We start from the raw sequence: 18,282 nt of genomic DNA, 5'->3' as shown, positions 1-18,282 counted from the left end.
ACCCCGCGCACCCCGGATCCCCAAGGAGAATCAGTGTTCACCGGAATTGTCGAAGCCCAGGCCACCGTGGAACGTGTGGAACGGTTGGCGCAGGACGCCGCCCGGCTGCACGTGTCCGCGGGGCCACTCGTCGCGGACCTGCCCCACGGCGGCTCACTCGCGGTCAACGGGGTGTGCCTGACCGCGGTCCCCTCGGGCGCGGCGGGGGACTTCACCGCGGACGTCATGGGCGAGACACTGCGCCTGACCACCCTGGGGGCGCTCGGACACGGTGACCTGGTGAACGTGGAACGCTGCACCGCAGCCGGGCAGCGCCTGGACGGGCACGTGGTCCAGGGGCACGTGGACGGCGTGGGCACCGTGGTGCAGCGCACGTCCCACACCGGATGGGAGACCGTGCGGATCAGAGTCCCCGTGGCACTTGCGCGCTACATCGCGGTCAAGGGTTCGATCGCCGTGGACGGCGTGTCCCTCACGGTCACTGCGGTGAACTCCACGGACGAGCCCGAGGCGTGGTTCGAGGTGGGGCTGATCCCGGAGACCCTGCGCGCGACCACGCTCGGCGCTCGCACGCCGGGTTCCACCGTCAACCTCGAGGTGGACGTGCTCGCCAAGTACGCCGAGCGCCTGGCCTCGTACGCGGCACCCGCGACACCGCGCGGCGTCGCCCTCGATCCGGTCGCGGACGCCGTGGCCGCGATGGCCTCGGGTGCCGCGGTCGTTGTCGTGGACGACGAGGACCGGGAGAACGAGGGCGACCTGGTGTTCGCGGCCCAGCACGCGACCCAGCCCCTCATGGGCTTCACGATCCGGCACAGCTCCGGGGTGGTGTGCGTGCCCATGACCGACGAGCGCGCGGACCGGCTTGCCCTGCCGCCCATGACCGAGCACAACGAGGACGCCAAGGCCACGGCGTACACCGTGACGTGCGACGCCCGCACCGGGATCACCACCGGGATCAGCGCGCGGGACCGGGCGCTGACCACGCGACTGCTCGCGCTGCCCGGCACCACCGCGGCCGAGCTCACGCGGCCCGGCCACATCCTGCCGCTGCGCGCGGTCCCTGGCGGGGTGCGCGAACGAGCGGGGCACACCGAGGCCGCCGTGGAGCTCGCGCGGCTCGCAGAGTGCGAGCCCGTGGGTGCGATCGCGGAGATCGTCGACGACGCCGGGCAGCCCCTGCGCGCCCCCGCCCTGCGGCGGTTCGCGGACGAGCACGGGCTCGTAATGATCAGCATCGCCGATCTGATCGCCCACCTGGACGCGACGGATGCCGCTGAGGACGCCGTCCCGCGGGCGGCCGCGAACGACGCCGGTGCCGCGGCTCAGGACGCGAAGGGCACAACTCGACCGAGCGCCGTCGACGTCGCCGGGGGCGCCACCGCGCCGTCGGTGGACACCACGGGGGAGGGAGACCGCATCGCATGAGCGTTTTCGACCACGGTGAGATCCCCGAACACGCGTCACCGGCCGACAATCACGCGGCTCCGGGAGCGGAGCCCCTGCACCACAGCGACCCCGTGACCGTGCCCTCCGAGTACGGCACGTTCTCGGTGACCGGTTGGCGCGTTCCGGAGCCGTCGGGGATCCCCGCCGCCGAGCACGTCTCGCTCACGGCACCCCCGCCCGCCGACGAAGCCGCTCTGCCACCGTTGCTGCGGCTGCATTCCGAGTGCCTCACCGGGGACGTCTTCGGCTCGTGGCGCTGTGACTGCGGACCGCAACTGCACCTTGCGCTGGAACGGATCTCCCGCCACGGGGGCACGGTGCTGTACCTGCGCAACCACGAGGGCCGCGGGATCGGGCTGATCAACAAGCTGCGCGCCTACAAGCTCCAGGACGGCGGAGCGGACACCGTGGACGCCAACACCATGCTCGGGCTGCCCGCGGAGGCCCGGGACTACACCGCCGCCGCCCGGATCCTCGCGGCCATGGGCCTGACCACGGTGCGGCTGCTGACCAACAACCCGGACAAGGTCGCCAAGCTCGAGGCGCTCGGGATCACCGTGGCGAACGTGATCCCCCACGAGGTCCACGCGCGCACCGAGAACCTGGACTACCTGCGCACCAAGCGCGACCGCATGCACCACCACCTGACCCACCTCAACCCAGGAGAAACATCATGAGCGGACACGGCGCCCCGACCACCCTCGCCTCGGACCTCGACGCCTCGGACCTGACCGTGGCCGTGGTCGCCGCGAGCTGGCACACGACGATCATGGACGGGCTGCTCGACGGCGCCCTGCGCGCCCTCACGGAAGCGAACACCGGCACGGTCGTGCGGGTGCGCGTACCCGGGAGCTTCGAGCTGCCCGTGGCCGCCCGCCGCCTGGCGGAGACGGCGGACGCGGTGGTCGCGCTCGGCGTCGTGATCCGCGGCGGCACCCCGCACTTCGACTACGTGTGCCACGCCGCGACCTCCGGACTCACGGACGTGTCCGTGGCCACCGGGACCCCGGTGGGCTTCGGCGTACTCACGTGTGACACGGAGGAACAGGGCCTGGACCGCGCCGGCCTCGAGGGCTCGCACGAGGACAAGGGCTACGAGGCCGCCCACGCCGCCCTGAGCACCGCCCTGACCCTGCGCGAGCACGGGGTCTGAACGGAGCAGACGCTCGCGGCCGGTCCGCCACGCTCGATCCGCGGAGGCCGGCCGCGAGCGGCGTGCATGTGCCACGCGTTCGGGACGGGCACGCGCACCCATTACCCTGAAGGGGTGAAAACCTTCGAAGACCTCTTCACCGAACTGCGCACCAAGGCCGAGCAACGCCCCGAGGGATCCAGGACCGTCACGGAACTGGACTCCGGGATCCACGGCATCGGGAAGAAGGTCGTCGAGGAGGCCGCCGAGGTCTGGATGGCGTGCGAGTACGAGTCCGACGCCGAGGCCGCTGAGGAGATCTCCCAGTTGCTCTACCACGTGCAGGTCATGATGATCGCCAAGGGTATGAGCCTCGAGGACGTCTACAAGTACCTCTGAGCCCCGCGCGTCACCCGCTCCGGGCACCGCCCCGATCCCCGTCATCTGCGCCCCGCGGAAAGGAATCCCATGCTGCGAGTAGCCGTGCCCAACAAGGGCGCGCTGTCCGAAGCCGCCATCACCATGCTCACCGAGGCCGGTTACCGGCAGCGGCGCAGCACCCGGGAACTCGTGCTCGTGGACAACGACAACCACGTGGAGTTCTTCTACCTGCGCCCGCGGGACATCGCGATCTACGTGGGTGGCGGCACCCTGGACCTGGGGATCACCGGACGGGACCTGCTGCTCGATTCCGGCGCGGAGGCCGAGGAGGAGCTGGGCCTGGACTTCGCCCGTTCCACCTTCCGGTTGGCAGGCCCGCACGGCCAGTTCGAGTCCGTGCAGGAACTCGAGGGCAAGCGGATCGCCACGAGCTACCAGTTGCTGCTGGAGCGTTACCTCGCGGACCGCGGCGTGGATGCCGAGGTCGTGCGCCTGGACGGCGCCGTAGAATCCTCCATCCGGTTGGGTGTCGCGGACGCGATCGCGGACGTCGTGGAGACCGGCAACACCCTGCGCGCGGCGGGCCTCGAGATCTTCGACGAACCGATCATGACCTCCGAGGCGCTGCTCATCCGCCGCGGCGACGAACCGGAACCCGAGGGACTGCGCGTGCTGCGACGTCGTCTGCAGGGTGTGCTGGTCGCGCGGCAGTACGTGATGATGGACTACGACATCACCGAGGACCTGCTGGCCGCCGCCACCGAGATCACCCCGGGTATGCAGGGCCCCACTATCTCCCCGCTCGGTCACGACGGCGCGGTGGCCGTTCGCGCGATGGTGCGCAAGAGCGACACCAACAAGGTCATGGACGCGCTCTACGAAGTGGGGGCCCGGGCCATCCTGGTCTCACCCATCCAGGCCGCGCGGATCTGACGCGGGCGCGGGCGAAGAGAAGTCGAGAGCAGTAAGGACGGTGGCGTAATGGGTGTGGCCGTACGAGTCATTCCGTGTCTGGACGTCGACGCCGGGCGCGTGGTCAAGGGCGTGAACTTCGAGAACCTGCGGGACGCGGGGGATCCTGTGGAACTCGCGGCGCGCTACAACCTGGCCGGCGCGGACGAGCTCACGTTCCTGGACGTGACCGCGTCCTCGAGCGAGCGGGACACCATGTTCGACGTCGTGGCCCGCACCGCAGAGAAGGTGTTCATCCCCCTGACCGTGGGGGGCGGCGTGCGCACGGCGCAGGACGTGGACCGGTTGCTGCGCTGCGGCGCGGACAAGGCCTCGATCAACACCGCGGCGGTCACGCGCCCGGAGGTCATCGACGAGATCACGAACCGCTTCGGCAACCAGGTGCTCGTGCTGTCCCTGGACGCGAAACGCACGGGCAACACCCCGTCCGGTTTCGAGGTCACCACGCGCGGTGGGCGCACGCTCACGGGCCTGGACGCGCTCGAGTGGGCCCGGGAGGCCGAGGAACGCGGGGTCGGGGAGATCCTGCTCAACTCGATGGACGCGGACGGGACCCGCGAGGGCTTCGACCTGGAGATGATCTCCGCCGTGCGGGATCGGGTAAACGTTCCGCTCATCGCGTCGGGCGGGGCCGGGGCACCCGAGCACTTCCCGCCCGCGGTCGCCGCCGGCGCGGACGCGGTGCTGGCGGCCTCGGTGTTCCACTTCGGCCCGGACGACGCGATCGCGGACGTCAAGAACGCCCTGCGTGCCGCAGGTTACGAGGTGCGCTGATGTCCCAGAACCAGGAGACGCGGATGAGTACCGCCACGGACGAGTTCACGACCCACAACCTGGACCCCCGCATCGCCGAGCAGCTCTCGCACAACGAGGCGGGACTCGTGGCGGCGATCATCCAGCAGTACGACACCAAGGAGGTGCTCATGCTGGGCTGGATGAACGACGAGGCCCTGCACCGCACCCTGACCGAGGGTCGCGTGACCTTCTGGTCGCGGTCCCGCCAGGAGTACTGGCGCAAGGGGGACACCTCCGGGCACTACCAGAGCGTGCACTCCGTGAGCCTGGACTGTGACGGGGACGCCTTGCTCGTGCAGGTGGACCAGCACGGCGCGGCATGCCACACGGGCTCGCGCACGTGTTTCGACGATCGAGACCTCCACGCGGAACAGGCGGTTTAAATGCACGAACTCGGCAACATCACCCCCACCCTTGAGGAGTTCCGGCAGTATGCCGCGACCCGCCGCGTGATCCCGGTGCGCACCACGGTGCTCGCGGACTCACTGACCCCCGTGGGTCTGTACCGCGCGCTCGTGACCCGCGAGGGCGAACCCCGCCCGGGCACGTTCCTGCTCGAGTCCGCTGCGGAGGGCGGGGTGTGGTCCCGCTACTCGTTCGTGGGTGCCGGTTCCGTGGCCACGCTGACCTCCCGGGACGGGCAGGCGCACTGGATCGGTGACGCACCGGCCGGGGCACCGGTGGACGGCGATCCCCTCGACGCACTGCGCGCGACCATGCAGTTGCTGCACACCGCACCCTTCGACGGCGTCCCACCGCTCACGAGCGGGATGGTGGGTTTCGTGGGCTGGGAGGCCGTGCGCCGCTGGGAGACCCTGCCCAACCCGCCCGAGGATGACCTGCACATGCCCGAGCTGGCCATGAACCTGGTCGCGGACATGGCCGTGCACGACAGCAAGGACGGCTCCGTGTTGCTCGTGGCCAATGCCGTGAACGTCAACGGCACGGACGAGAACGTGGATGCCGCCTACCACGACGCCGTGTCCCGGTTGCGCTCCATGGTGACCCGCCTGGCCACCCCGCTCGAGCGCACTACGGTGTCCATCGCGGAGCAGGGAGCACCGGAGCTCACGGACGTGGAGTCCGTCGCGCGCCAGTCGTGGGACCGGGAGCTGTTCATGTCCGCGATCGACCGCGGCAAGCAGGCGATCGTGGACGGCGACATCTTCCAGGTGGTGGTCTCGCGCCGCTTCGAGGCTGAGTGCCACGCGAGCTCGCTGGACGTCTACCGCACGCTGCGCCGGATCAACCCGAGCCCGTACATGTACCTGTACTCGTTCGAGGACGCCCAAGGTCGGCCGTACTCGATCGTGGGTTCCTCACCCGAGGCGCTCGTGACGGTCACGGGCCGCCAGGCCATGACCCACCCGATCGCGGGCTCCCGCCCGCGCGGTGCCACGGTGGACGAGGACGTGGCCCTGGGCCAGGACCTGCTCGCGGACGAGAAGGAACGCGCGGAGCACCTCATGCTCGTGGACCTGGCCCGCAACGATCTTTCCAAGGTCGCCGAGCCCGGCAGCGTGGACGTGAGCGAGTTCATGGAGATCGAGCGTTTCAGCCACATCATGCACCTGTGCTCCACGGTGGTCGCGCGCATGCGCGAGGACGTCACCGCCTACGACGTCCTCGCCGCCACGTTCCCCGCGGGCACGCTCTCGGGCGCGCCCAAGCCTCGCGCGTTGCGCCTGCTCGACGAGTACGAGCCGCTGCGCCGGGCCGTCTACGGCGGCGTCGTGGGCTACATGGACTTCGCGGGGAACATGGACATGGCGATCGCGATCCGCACGGCGCTGCTGCTCGAGGGTACGGCGTACGTCCAGGCGGGCGGCGGTATCGTGGCTGATTCGGATCCCGAGTCCGAGGCCCAGGAATCCCTCAACAAGGCCACCGCGCCGTTGCGCGCCGCGCTGATCGCCCAGACCCTGCGCGAGCCGGGCACGGACACCCGGGCCTCCCGTCCCCCGAGGAGCTGACGTTGCTGCGCCGCACCGCACCCGCCGTCCTGGTCACGCTGTTGTGTGCCCTGGCGTTGTTCGCCACGACCACCGCCACCTGGATCCACGCGGACGTCCCCACGTCCCTGCAGTCGGTCACGGTGGACGTCCCCGGGGCCGACGCCGCTCCGGCCGTCACCGCCCTGGGTCTTGTCGCCGCCGTGGCCGCGGTGGCCTCCACGCTGGGAGGCCGGGTGCTGCGCATGATCGTGGGCGCCGTCGTCGCGCTAGCGGGCGTGGGCGCGGTGCTCGCGGTGCTGGCCGTCACGGGGGACTCGCGTGCGGCCGCGCAACCCACGGTTGGCGCGCAGACGGGTGTGATCAACGACGGCGGGGACTACGCCCTTACCGGGTGGCCGTGGGCCGCCGTGACCGCCGCGGTGCTGCTCGCACTGTGCGGCGTGTGGCTCGCGGTGGTCGCCCGGCACGCGCGACGGCGCAATGCGCAACGCTACGATCGCGCTGCGGTCGCCGGCAGCGTGGGAACCGCCGCGACGACGGCCGCGATGCACCCGCGGGGTGGCGAGGCCTCGGCAGGGGAGACCCAGGCCGCGGAGCACGTGGACGACATCGACACGTGGGACGCGCTGACCCGCGGCGAGGATCCTACACAAACCGACTGAACCGCGTGGGCTGCGGCGCGCACGCGCCGGGAAGTGGCACAATGGGGTCAGAGAATCCTCGGTCCCACGGCTCACGCGGGACCGGCAATCCAAGAGCCGAGCGGCTCAACCGGCACGGGAGAGTGGACACGCATGTCGAACACCGATCAGATCATCCTGGACCACACCGCCGCGGTGGGCCACGGCAACACCGTGGCCGCGTGGGCCTGTGTGGGCGTGATGACCGTGGGTGTCATCGTGGGCTGCGTGGGTTTCGTGATGGCTTCGGTCCCTGTGACGGTCGTGGGCATCGGTCTGATCATCGTGGGCGTGATCGTGGGCGGCGTGCTCAAGTCCATGGGGTACGGCAAGGGCGGGTCCAAGACCAAGTCCCACTGATCGCCGCAGGGGATCGGTACCGCATTCATCCGTCGATGACCAGTTCCGCGCTGTCGGGGAACTGGTCATCGTCGTCCGCGCGCCGGGTGCACCGTACGCCGGCGTGCACCGAGAACTAAGTGAGGAATCGCATGACGCAGCAGCACACCGGTACGGTGCTGGACCGGATCATCGAGGGGGTGCGCGAGGACCTCGAGACCCGGAAGGCATCGGTGTCCCTGCAGGACGTGCGCCATGCCGCCGCGGAACAGACTCCCGCGCTGGACGCCGAGTCCGCGCTGCGCGGTTCGGATCCCGCGTCCGTGCAGGTGATCGCCGAGGTCAAGCGCTCGAGCCCGTCCAAGGGTGCGCTCGCAGCGATCGAGGACCCGGCGCAGCTGGCCGCCGCGTACGAGCGCGGTGGGGCCTCCGTGATCTCGGTGCTCACCGAGCAGCGCCGCTTCGGGGGCTCGCTCGCGGACCTCGACGCCGTGCGCCGCGCCGTGGGCATCCCCGTGCTGCGCAAGGACTTCGTGGTCGAGGAGTACCAGGTGTGGGAGGCCCGCGCGCACGGTGCGGACATCGTGCTGCTCATCGTGGCGGCCCTCGACGACGCCACCCTGCGGGACCTGCTCGAACTGACCCACCACCTCGGCATGCATGCGCTCGTGGAGACGCACACCGAGGAGGAGATCGATCGCGCCGTCGCCGTGGGTGCGCGGATCATCGGGGTGAACACCCGCAACCTCAAGACCCTGGACGTGGACGTGGACACGTTCGGTCGGCTCGCCGAGCGGTTGCCACGCGAGGCCGTAATCGTGGCGGAGTCCGGTGTCCTGGGGGAGGAGCAGATCCGGTTGTACGCGGGCCACGGCGCCAACGCGGTGCTGACCGGTGAGGTGCTCGTGCGCGCCGAGGACCCCGCGCAGACCATCGGTCGCTTCCGGGAGGTCGGCGCAATGTCCCGGGCCGAGTACTTGGCTGGGGCCACCCCGACCGCCGCGCAGGAGGAACTAGCCGCGGCCCAGGTCTCGGGGGAGGCTTCCGCACGGGACGCCGAGTCCCTCCGGCACGCCCCGGGCCCTTACTTCGGGGACTTCGGTGGCCGGTGGATGCCCGAGTCCCTCGTGGCGGCCCTGGACGAGCTGACCGAGACGTTCGACAAGGCTCGTACGGATGAGACCTTCCAGGACGAGTTCCAGCGGCTCTCCCGCGAGTACTCCGGCCGGCCCTCCCTGCTCACCGAGGCCGAGCGCTTCGGCGCGGAACTCGGGGTGCGCGTGTTCCTCAAGCGTGAGGACCTCAACCACACCGGTTCCCACAAAATCAACAACGTGCTGGGGCAGGCCCTGTTGGCCCGGCGCATGGGCAAGACACGGCTGATCGCCGAGACAGGCGCGGGCCAGCACGGTGTGGCCACGGCCACCGCAGCGGCTCTGTTCGGCATGGAGTGCTGCGTGTACATGGGCGAGGAGGACACGCGCCGCCAAGCGCTCAACGTCGCGCGCATGCGGCTGCTGGGAGCGGAGGTCGTGGCCGTGAAGAACGGTTCCCGCACCCTCAAGGACGCGATCAACGAGGCCCTGCGGGACTGGGTCGCGTCCGTGGAGACCACTCACTACCTGCTCGGCACCGCCGCCGGACCGCACCCGTTCCCGGCTATGGTCCGCTACTTCCACGAACAGATCGGTGAGGAGGCCCGCGCGCAGATCCTCGAGCAGGCAGGCCGCCTCCCGGACGCCGTGACCGCGTGCGTGGGCGGCGGGTCCAACGCCATCGGGATCTTCCACGGTTTCCTGGACGATGAGTCCGTGCAGCTCTACGGCAACGAGGCCGGGGGTGACGGCGTGCAGACCGGCCGCCACGCCGCGACCATCACACTGGGCCGACCGGGCGTGCTGCACGGCGCCAAGACGTTCCTCATGCAGGACCCGGACGGGCAGACCGTGGAGTCCCACTCGATCTCCGCCGGCCTGGACTACCCCGCCGTGGGGCCGGAACACTCCTACCTGCACTCGATCGGGCGCGTGAACTACGAAGCGGTCACGGACGTCCAGGCCATGGACGCCTTCCGGCTGCTGTGCCGCACCGAGGGCATCCTCCCGGCCATCGAGTCCTCCCACGCGCTCGCCGGCGCCCGCGAGGTCGCTGCCCGCTGGGTCGCGGAACTCGGGCCCGAGGAAGCGGCGCAGAAGATCATCGTGGTCTCGCTCTCCGGGCGCGGCGACAAGGACGTGGCCACCGCGGGGGAATGGTTCGACCTCCTCCCGCAGGACAGCCACGAGGAACGCGTGGCGCAGAAAGGCGAACAACTGTGAGCACCACCGAGCACACCCCTGCGGGCTTGACCGAACGCATCGTCCCACGTGACCTCACGCGCAGCGCGGACTCCGCGCTGTCGCGGCGGATTGAACAGTGCAAGGCCGAGGGCCGCCCGGCCCTCGTGGGCTATCTGCCCGCCGGGTACCCCACCGTCGAGGAGTCCGCCGCCGCCGCCGTGGCCCTGGGTCGCAACGGCGCGGACATCATCGAGATCGGCATCCCCTACTCGGACCCCGTGATGGACGGACCGGTCATCCAGGCGGCGACCACCCAGGCGCTCGCCAACGGTTTCCGGGTCGAGGACGCGTTCACCGTGGTGCGCGCCGTCGCCGAGCAGACGGACGCGGTCCCCGTGGTGATGACGTACTGGAACCCCGTGCTGCAGGCGGGGGTGGACGAGTTCGCGCGCCGGCTCAAGGACGCCGGGGGAGCCGGGATCATCACCCCGGACCTGATCCCGGACGAGGCCTCGGAATGGTTCGCGGCCTCCGAAGAGCACGGTCTGGACCGGATCTTCCTGGTGGCCCCGTCCACCACCCGTGAGCGCATGGACATGACTGTGAGCGCGGCCTCCGGCTTCGTGTACGCGGTGTCCGTGATGGGCGTGACCGGGACCCGGGACCAGGTGTCCTCGGCCGCCGAGGACGTCGTCGCCCGCGCACGCGGGGCCGGTGCGGAGCGGGTGTGCGTGGGCCTGGGGGTGTCCAGCCGCGAGCACGTGCTGGAGATCGGGGCGTACGCGGACGGCGTGATCGTGGGCACGGCTCTCGTGCGCGCGCTCGGTGAGGGCGGACCGCAGGCCGTGGGTGAGCTCGCCGCGCACCTCGCGGGACGCGACTGATGCCGCCGGTGTTGCCCGCCTCCATCCCGTCCCCGAGCATCAGCAGCATCCACCTGGGGCCGCTCACGGTGCACTTCTACGCGCTGTGCATCCTGCTCGGCATGGCCCTGGCCATCTGGCTCACCATGCGGCGCTGGAAGCAGTGCGGTCAGGACCCGGACGTACTGTGGGACATCGTGTTCTGGGCGGTGCTCGCCGGGATCGTGGGGGCGCGCGCCTACCACGTGCTGATCACGGACCCCGCCGGGTACTTCGGGCCCGGCGCGGACCCCCTGGCCGTCTTCCGGATCTGGGAGGGCGGACTCGGCATCATGGGTGCCGTGCTGTTCGGCGCCGTGGCCGCGTGGCTCGTCTCGCGCAAGAACGGGTTGTCGCTCGCCGTGTTCGCGGACTGCGTGGCCCCCGGACTCCTGCTTGCCCAGGCCGTGGGACGGTGGGGCAACTGGTTCAACCAGGAACTGTTCGGCAGACCCACCACACTGCCGTGGGGGCTCGAGATCTCCCCGGCGTCCCCGAACTTCCCCGCGGGGCTGCCCGCGGACACGCTGTTCCACCCCACGTTCCTGTATGAGAGCCTGTGGAACCTGCTGGGTGTGGTGCTGCTGCTCGCAATCGACCGCCGCATGCGGGACCCGCACGGGCGCATCTTCGCGCTGTACATGATCTACTACGGGATCGGGCGACTGCTCATCGAGCTGTTCCTGCGCGTGGACCCGGCCCTGATGATCGCCGGTGTGCGCGTGCACGTGTGGACCTCGCTGCTGATCGTCATCGCGGGCATCATCCTCTTCGCGGTCCTGGGTAGGCGTGCCCGCTCTCGTGCCGGGGCAGCGGCCGAGCCTGCCCGGGCCGTGCGTTCCTGACGCGTCCTCCGGGTCTCCGACCACGACGCCGCACGCGGGCCCCGCAGAGCTCTTCACGACTCCGCGGGGCCCGCGTCGTCGTCCGTGCGATCCGTCACGCATGTTCGTGTGACGTGGCCTACGTGGTAAATTACCCGAGCACCGTGCCTGTCCCGCTCATCCGTGGGACCCGCCGGTTCGATCCACGGCCCACGGGCCGCTTCCTTCCGCAACGGGGCGGACACGCGCGTCACCTGGATCCCGCGTCGCCCGCTGCGCACCCACCGAGTGCTCCCCGGGCCTCGTCCGACGCATTCGACCTGCCGGCCCTTGGTGAGGAGTACCGCCATGAGCAGTGACCAGATAGCAGCCCCGAACTCCCGCGAGCAGCATCGCGTGAGCACCACGGATCCCGTCCACCGGGACGCACCCGAACCACGCGACGCCGCCGAACCGGTGTCCCCGTTCGAGCGTTTCTCGGCAGTGCCCGAGGATCAGGGCCTGTACCGCTCGGAGGACGAGAAGGACGCGTGCGGTCTGGCCGTCGTGGCCACCCTGGACGGCGTGGCCTCCCACGACATCGTGGACGCCGCGCTCACGGCCCTGCGCAACCTCGAGCACCGCGGTGCGGTAGGTGGGGACGAGGGCACCGGGGACGGCGCCGGTCTGCTGACCCAGATCCCGGACGAGTTCCTGCGCGAGGTGGTGGACTTCCCGCTGCCGCCCCAGGGGGCCTACGTGGTGGGCACGGCGTTCATGCCCACCGGCGGTAAGCACCTCGAGGAGCTCAAGCGCTCGCTCGAGGAACTCGCCCGCATGGAACGCCTCACGGTCCTGGGCTGGCGGGACGTCCCCGTGGTCGACGACGCCGTGGGCGCGTCCGCGCGCGCCGTGATGCCAACGTTCGTGCAGTTCTTCGTCTCCGACAGCAGTCACAACGAGCGGGCGGCGTCCCTGTTTGCGCAGGACGCAACGTCCTACGATCCCGTGGCCGCCCAGCTCGAACTGGACCAGAAGGCGTTCCGCGTGCGCAAGCGCGCGCAGAACAAGTTCGGGGTGTACTTCCCGTCCTTCTCGTCCCGCACGCTCGTGTACAAGGGCATGCTCACCACGGCTCAGCTCGAACCGTTCTACCCGGACCTGTCCGATCCGCGGTTCACGACCAAGCTCGCGGTGGTGCACTCGCGCTTCTCCACCAATACGTTCCCGTCCTGGCCGCTCGCCCAGCCCATGCGAACGCTCGCGCACAACGGTGAAATCAACACCGTGGTGGGCAACCGCAACTGGATGCGCGCACGCCAGTCCTCGCTGTCCGGGGCCGTGCTGGGCCGCCAGCCCGAGGACCTGTTCCCCATCTGCTCGGAGGGCGCGTCCGACTCGCAGTCGCTCGACGAGGTTGCCGAGCTGCTCCAGCTCGCGGGCCGGCCCGTGACCGAGACCATGCTCATGCTGATCCCGGAGGCGTGGCAGAACCATGAGACCATGGATCCGCAGCTCAAGGCTTTCTACCAGTACCACGCCACGCTCATGGAGCCGTGGGACGGTCCCGCGTGCGTGTCCTTCACGGACGGCGTGCGCGTGGGCTCGGTCCTGGACCGTAACGGGTTGCGCCCGGGGCGGTTCTGGCAGACCGACGACGGTCTGGTGATCTTCGCCTCCGAGGTGGGCGTCGTGGACGTGGGGGAGCGCGTCGTCGTCCGCAAGGGCCGGGTGTCCCCGGGGACCATGTTCCTCGTGGACACGGACGAGGGCCGGATCGTGGAGGACAGCGAGATCAAGGCCGAACTCGCCGCCACCAAGCCGTGGCAGGACTGGGTGCGGGACTCGGTGCTGCCCATCACGGAGCTGCCCGAACGCGAGCACATGACCCACCCGCCGCACTCCATCCGGTTACGGCAGAAGACCTTCGGCTACACCGAGGAAGAGCTCAAGCTGATCATCGGTCCCATGGCCGCGGCCGGCGCCGAGCCCATCTACGCGATGGGCACGGACACGCCCGTGGCGGTGCTGTCCAACCGCTCGCGGCTGTTGTTCGACTACTTCGTGCAGTCCTTCGCGCAAGTGACCAACCCGCCGCTCGACGCGATCCGCGAGGAACTCGTCACGTCCATGGCCGGTGCCGTGGGGCCCATGGCCAACATGCTCTCCACGCAGCAGACCCGGACGCGCCAGATCCAGCTGAACTTCCCGGTGATCGACAACGACCAGCTGGACCAGTTCGTGCACCTGGACGACGACGGCGTGCCCCTGAGCCTGCGCGTGCGCGGGCTGTACCGTCCCGTGGACGGTGCGGACTCGCTGCGGGCCCGGATCGCGGAGATCTGCGAGAAGGTCTCCGCGGCCGTGAACCGCGGGGTGCAGTTCGTCATCATCTCCGACCGGGACTCCAACGGCGTGTGGGCTCCCATCCCGTCCCTGCTGCTGACCTCCGCCGTGCACCACCACCTGTTGCGCTCGGCAACCCGCACCAAGGTGGCCCTGATCGTGGAATCGGGGGACGTGCGGGAGGTCCACCACGTGGCCCTGCTGCTGGGCTACGGGGCGTCGGCCGTGAACCCCTACCTGGCCATGGAATCCGCCGAGGAACTCGTGCGCCGCGGGGAGATCCGGGGGGTCACGGAAGAACAGGCCGTGGCGAACCTCATCAAGGCGCTGGGCAAGGGCGTGCAGAAGATCATGTCCAAGATGGGCATCTCCACCGTGCAGTCGTACTGCGGTGCGCAGACGTTCGAGGCCCTGGGCCTGTCGAGCGAGCTCGTGGACGACTACTTCGCGGGCACACGGACCCAGATCGAGGGTGTGGGTCTGGACGTGATCGCCGCGGAGATCCAGTCCCGACACCGCCTGGCCTATCCGGAGGACGGCGTCACCGAACCGCACCGGGACCTCGCCACGGGCGGCGAGTACGACTGGCGCCGCGAGGGACCGCGGCACCTGTTCGACCCGCACACGGTCTTCCGGTTGCAGCACGCGACCCGCACGGGCCGCTACGACATCTTCAAGTCCTACACGTCCCGTGTGGACGACCAGGCCAAGGAGCTCGCGACCCTGCGCGGACTCATGAGTTTCGCGTCCACGCGCGAGCCCGTGGACATCGACGAGGTGGAGCCCGTGAGCGAGATCGTCAAGCGGTTCTCCACGGGTGCCATGAGCTACGGCTCGATCTCCGCGGAGGCCCACGAGACGCTCGCGATCGCCATGAACCGTCTGGGCGCCAAGTCCAACACGGGCGAGGGCGGTGAGGACGTCGAGCGGCTGATCGACCCCGAGCGGCGTTCGGCGATCAAGCAGGTGGCCTCTGGCCGGTTCGGGGTCACGAGCCTGTACCTCGCGACCGCGGACGACCTGCAGATCAAGATGGCCCAGGGCGCCAAGCCCGGCGAGGGCGGGCAGCTCATGGCGCAGAAGGTCTACCCATGGATCGCGCGCACGCGCCACGCGACCCCGGGGGTTTCGCTGATCTCCCCGCCGCCGCACCACGACATCTACTCGATCGAGGACCTCGCGCAGCTGATCTACGACCTCAAGCACGCCAACCCTCGCGCTCGCGTGCACGTCAAGCTCGTGTCGGAACGCGGGATTGGGACGGTCGCGGCGGGCGTGACCAAGGCCAAGGCCGACGTCGTACTGGTCTCCGGCCACGACGGCGGCACGGGCGCGGCGCCCCTGAACTCGCTCAAGCACGCGGGCATGCCGTGGGAGCTGGGACTCGCGGAGACCCAGCAGACCCTGCGGCTGAACGGGCTGCGCGAGCGCGTGGTCGTGCAGGCGGACGGCCAGCTCAAGACGGGGCGCGACGTCGTCGTCGCCGCGTTGCTGGGCGCCGAGGAATTCGGCTTCGCCACGGCGCCGCTCGTGGTGGAGGGCTGCATCATGATGCGCAAGTGCCATCTGGACACGTGCCCCGTGGGAGTTGCCACGCAGAACCCCGAACTGCGCAAGCGCTTCACGGGCAAGGCCGAGCACGTGGTGAACTTCTTCGAGTTCATTGCCCAAGAGGTGCGCGAGATCCTCGCCGAACTCGGGTTCCGCAGCATCGCGGAGGCCGTGGGGCACGCCGAGGTACTGCGCACGCGGGAGGCCGTGGCGCACTGGAAGGCCAAGGGGCTGGACCTGAGCCCCGTGCTCGATTCGTTCCGCGCGGAAGGGGTCACGGGCGGACTGCGCAATACCGGCGTCCAGGACCACGAACTCGAGAAGCACTTCGACACGAAGCTCATCCCGCTCGCGCAACCGGCGATCGAACGCGGTGAACCCGTGCGCGTACAGGAACGCGTGATCAACACGGACCGCGCCGTGGGCACGATGCTCGGATACACCGTGACCAGCGCGCTCGGGACCCGGGAACTGCCGGATGACACGATCGACGTGACCCTGACCGGTCAGGCCGGCCAGTCGCTGGGCGCCTTCGTGCCCCGCGGTATCACGCTGCGGCTCGAGGGGGACGCGAACGACTACACGGGCAAGGGTCTTTCCGGCGGACGGATCGTCGTGCGGCCCCCGCGCGACGCCGGGTTCGTGGCCCACGAGAACGTGATCGCGGGCAACGTGATCGGTTACGGCGCCACGAGCGGCGAGATGTTCTTCAACGGCACCGTGGGGGAGCGCTTCCTGGTGCGCAATTCCGGGGCCACCGCGGTGGTCGAGGGCATCGGTGACCACGGCTGCGAGTACATGACCGGGGGTGTGGCCGTGGTGCTGGGTGAGACGGGCCGCAACTTCGGGGCCGGGATGTCCGGCGGTGTGGCATACGTGCTGGACCTGGACGAGCGGGACGTGAACAAGCAGGCCCGCGAGAGCGGTGAACTGCACCTCGAGCACCCGGACGCCAACGACCGTGAGTTGCTCGCCGACCTCATCAAGCGCCACGGTGAGGAGACCGGGTCCGAGTTCGCGCGTCAACTGCTCGCGGACCCGGACCGCACGATGTCGCGCTTCACCAAACTGCTGCCGCGGGACTACTCCGCGGTGCTCGCACTGCGCAACGAGGCCGAAGCCGCCGGGGACGACCCGGACGGCGACGGCACCTGGCACAAGATTCTGGAGGTGACCGGCCGTGGCTGATCCCCGTGGTTTTCTCAAGGTCCGCACACGCGAGGACCGTCCCAAGCGCCCCGTCCCGGTGCGCCTCATGGACTGGGCGGAGGTGCAGCAACGCCAGGAGGCGGGGACGCTGCACGAGCAGGCCGGGCGCTGTATGGACTGCGGTGTGCCGTTCTGTCACCAGGGGTGTCCCCTGGGCAACCTCATCCCCGAGTGGAACGACCTCGTGTGGCGTGACCGGTGGGACGAGGCCTCCGAGCGGATGCACGCGACCAACAACTTCCCGGAGTTCACCGGGCGCGTGTGCCCCGCGCCGTGCGAGTCCTCGTGCGTGCTCGGGATCAACCAGGAGCCCGTGACCATCAAGCAGGTCGAGTACGCGATCGGCGAGAAGGCGTTCGACGACGACCTCATCAAGCCCTACGTCCCGCAGCGGCTCGTGGGCAAGACGGTCGCGGTGGTCGGTTCCGGTCCCGCCGGACTCGCGGCGGCCCAGCAGCTCACGCAGGCGGGGTTCACGGTGGCCGTGTACGAACGGGACGACCGGATCGGCGGTCTGCTGCGCTATGGCATCCCCGACTTCAAGCTCGAGAAGTCCGTGCTCGAACGCCGGCTCGAGATCATGCGCCAGGAGGGCACCAAGTTCCGCCCGGGCGTGGAGATCGGCACGGACATCACGTGGGACGCGCTGCGCAGGCGTTACGACGCCGTGATCGTGGCCACGGGTGCCACGCGGCCCCGTGAGCTCGCGATCCCCGGCCGTGAGCTCGCGGGGATCCACTACGCCATGGACTTCCTCGTGCGAGCCAATCACCTGGTGGCCGAGGACCACGTCCCCGACCCCATCGACGCGCGCGGCAAGCACGTGATCGTGTTGGGCGGCGGTGACACCGGTTCCGACTGCATCGGCACCGCGCTGCGCCAGGGTGCGGCGTCCGTGACGTCGCTCGCGATCGGTCGCAAGCCTCCCGTGGACCGCGCGGACGAGGAACCGTGGCCCATGATGCCCCGGGTCTTCGAGGTCTCCACGTCCCACGAGGAGGGCGGCGAACGAACGTACCTGGCCTCCACGGTGGAGTTCGTGGGGCAGGACGGCCGGGTCACGGGACTGCGCGTGGCGGAGACCGAGTACCGCGAGGACGGCTCCCGCGGTCCCGTGGCCGGCACCGAGAAGGTGTTGCCTGCGGACCTGATCCTGCTCGCCCTGGGATTCACGGGCAATGAGTCCCGCGAGCTCACCGAGCAGCTACCCGTGGCGCTGGACTCCCGGGACAACGTGGCGCGGGACGAGACCTACATGACCGCCGTGGACGGGGTGTTCTCGTGCGGTGACGCAGGTCGTGGGCAGTCCCTCGTGGTGTGGGCCATCGCGGAGGGCCGGGCGTGCGCCGCTCACGTGGAACGCCACCTTACAGGCCAGACCCGGTTGCCAGAACCCGTGACCCCGTCCGAGCGGGCGATCGACCTGAGCCTGTGACCCGCACGCATCCGTGATCCTCCCGGCACCCGCCATGAGTCCAGCCATATCAAT

The 18,282-nt window shown here is 70.0% G+C and carries 15 protein-coding genes; all 15 read left to right on the top strand.

Going from position 1 to position 18,282, the window contains the following annotated elements; all coding sequences use genetic code 11:
- Positions 1-33: 33 nt before the first annotated feature.
- The 15 genes from ribB (at position 34) to IE157_RS07145 (ending at position 18,228) form a co-directional block, all read left to right on the top strand.
- On the top strand, positions 34-1,428 hold the full coding sequence (gene ribB / locus IE157_RS07215) for a 3,4-dihydroxy-2-butanone-4-phosphate synthase (protein ID WP_193519549.1): 1,395 nt from the start codon (positions 34-36) through the stop codon (positions 1,426-1,428).
- On the top strand, positions 1,425-2,126 hold the full coding sequence (ribA, locus tag IE157_RS07210; protein WP_082943382.1) for a GTP cyclohydrolase II: 702 nt from the start codon (positions 1,425-1,427) through the stop codon (positions 2,124-2,126). The genes ribB and ribA overlap by 4 nt, the downstream gene beginning before the upstream one ends.
- The gene (gene ribH, locus IE157_RS07205) at positions 2,123-2,602 is read left to right on the top strand and encodes a 6,7-dimethyl-8-ribityllumazine synthase (RefSeq protein WP_064846821.1); all 480 of its coding nucleotides are present in this window, start codon (positions 2,123-2,125) and stop codon (positions 2,600-2,602) included. Before ribA ends, ribH begins: the two co-directional genes overlap by 4 nt.
- Positions 2,603-2,716: 114 nt before the next feature.
- Positions 2,717-2,980 carry a phosphoribosyl-ATP diphosphatase gene (locus IE157_RS07200; RefSeq protein WP_035962118.1) on the top strand — a complete coding sequence of 88 codons (264 nt, stop codon included), beginning with the start codon at positions 2,717-2,719 and terminating at the stop codon, positions 2,978-2,980.
- 69 nt (positions 2,981-3,049) lie between these two features.
- The gene (gene hisG / locus IE157_RS07195) at positions 3,050-3,895 is read left to right on the top strand and encodes an ATP phosphoribosyltransferase (protein ID WP_064846822.1); all 846 of its coding nucleotides are present in this window, start codon (positions 3,050-3,052) and stop codon (positions 3,893-3,895) included.
- Positions 3,896-3,943: 48 nt separating this feature from the next.
- Positions 3,944-4,708, top strand: coding sequence for an imidazole glycerol phosphate synthase subunit HisF (hisF, locus tag IE157_RS07190; RefSeq protein WP_064846823.1), 765 nt, complete (start codon positions 3,944-3,946; stop codon positions 4,706-4,708).
- Positions 4,708-5,112: a phosphoribosyl-AMP cyclohydrolase gene (gene hisI / locus IE157_RS07185; protein WP_231885604.1), complete on the top strand. Its 405-nt coding sequence runs from the start codon at positions 4,708-4,710 to the stop codon at positions 5,110-5,112. The genes hisF and hisI overlap by 1 nt, the downstream gene beginning before the upstream one ends.
- The gene (locus IE157_RS07180) at positions 5,113-6,702 is read left to right on the top strand and encodes an anthranilate synthase component I (protein ID WP_085108536.1); all 1,590 of its coding nucleotides are present in this window, start codon (positions 5,113-5,115) and stop codon (positions 6,700-6,702) included.
- A 2-nt stretch (positions 6,703-6,704) separates the two neighbouring features.
- Positions 6,705-7,346, top strand: a complete 642-nt coding sequence (locus IE157_RS07175; RefSeq protein WP_193519547.1) for a Trp biosynthesis-associated membrane protein — start codon at positions 6,705-6,707, stop codon at positions 7,344-7,346.
- Positions 7,347-7,478: 132 nt separating this feature from the next.
- Positions 7,479-7,724 (top strand): HGxxPAAW family protein, encoded by a 246-nt coding sequence (locus tag IE157_RS07170; RefSeq protein ID WP_098054460.1) that lies wholly within the window; start codon positions 7,479-7,481, stop codon positions 7,722-7,724.
- A 131-nt stretch (positions 7,725-7,855) separates the two neighbouring features.
- Positions 7,856-10,021 carry a bifunctional phosphoribosylanthranilate isomerase/tryptophan synthase subunit beta gene (locus IE157_RS07165; RefSeq protein ID WP_064846827.1) on the top strand — a complete coding sequence of 722 codons (2,166 nt, stop codon included), beginning with the start codon at positions 7,856-7,858 and terminating at the stop codon, positions 10,019-10,021.
- 38 nt (positions 10,022-10,059) lie between these two features.
- Positions 10,060-10,866, top strand: coding sequence for a tryptophan synthase subunit alpha (gene trpA / locus IE157_RS07160; RefSeq protein ID WP_231885607.1), 807 nt, complete (start codon positions 10,060-10,062; stop codon positions 10,864-10,866).
- On the top strand, positions 10,866-11,729 hold the full coding sequence (gene lgt / locus IE157_RS07155) for a prolipoprotein diacylglyceryl transferase (RefSeq protein ID WP_064846828.1): 864 nt from the start codon (positions 10,866-10,868) through the stop codon (positions 11,727-11,729). Before trpA ends, lgt begins: the two co-directional genes overlap by 1 nt.
- A 327-nt stretch (positions 11,730-12,056) precedes the next feature.
- The gene (gltB, locus tag IE157_RS07150; protein WP_231885605.1) at positions 12,057-16,772 is read left to right on the top strand and encodes a glutamate synthase large subunit; all 4,716 of its coding nucleotides are present in this window, start codon (positions 12,057-12,059) and stop codon (positions 16,770-16,772) included.
- Positions 16,765-18,228 carry a glutamate synthase subunit beta gene (locus tag IE157_RS07145; protein ID WP_064846829.1) on the top strand — a complete coding sequence of 488 codons (1,464 nt, stop codon included), beginning with the start codon at positions 16,765-16,767 and terminating at the stop codon, positions 18,226-18,228. The genes gltB and IE157_RS07145 overlap by 8 nt, the downstream gene beginning before the upstream one ends.
- Positions 18,229-18,282: the final 54 nt, after the last annotated feature.

It is taken from the genome of Kocuria marina, from assembly GCA_014652975.1.
Classification (GTDB): domain Bacteria; phylum Actinomycetota; class Actinomycetes; order Actinomycetales; family Micrococcaceae; genus Kocuria; species Kocuria marina.
This window is presented reverse-complemented; position numbering and strand designations above follow the sequence as displayed.

Excerpts from the sequence above, each read along its gene's own strand:
- ribA (WP_082943382.1), top strand. The coding sequence starts at position 1,425 with ATGAGCGTTTTCGACCACGGTGAGATCCCCGAACACGCGTCACCGGCC.
- ribH (WP_064846821.1), top strand. The coding sequence starts at position 2,123 with ATGAGCGGACACGGCGCCCCGACCACCCTCGCCTCGGACCTCGACGCC.
- hisG (WP_064846822.1), top strand. The coding sequence starts at position 3,050 with ATGCTGCGAGTAGCCGTGCCCAACAAGGGCGCGCTGTCCGAAGCCGCC.
- hisF (WP_064846823.1), top strand. The coding sequence starts at position 3,944 with ATGGGTGTGGCCGTACGAGTCATTCCGTGTCTGGACGTCGACGCCGGG.
- hisI (WP_231885604.1), top strand. The coding sequence starts at position 4,708 with ATGTCCCAGAACCAGGAGACGCGGATGAGTACCGCCACGGACGAGTTC.
- IE157_RS07180 (WP_085108536.1), top strand. The coding sequence starts at position 5,113 with ATGCACGAACTCGGCAACATCACCCCCACCCTTGAGGAGTTCCGGCAG.
- IE157_RS07170 (WP_098054460.1), top strand. The coding sequence starts at position 7,479 with ATGTCGAACACCGATCAGATCATCCTGGACCACACCGCCGCGGTGGGC.
- IE157_RS07165 (WP_064846827.1), top strand. The coding sequence starts at position 7,856 with ATGACGCAGCAGCACACCGGTACGGTGCTGGACCGGATCATCGAGGGG.
- lgt (WP_064846828.1), top strand. The coding sequence starts at position 10,866 with ATGCCGCCGGTGTTGCCCGCCTCCATCCCGTCCCCGAGCATCAGCAGC.
- gltB (WP_231885605.1), top strand. The coding sequence starts at position 12,057 with ATGAGCAGTGACCAGATAGCAGCCCCGAACTCCCGCGAGCAGCATCGC.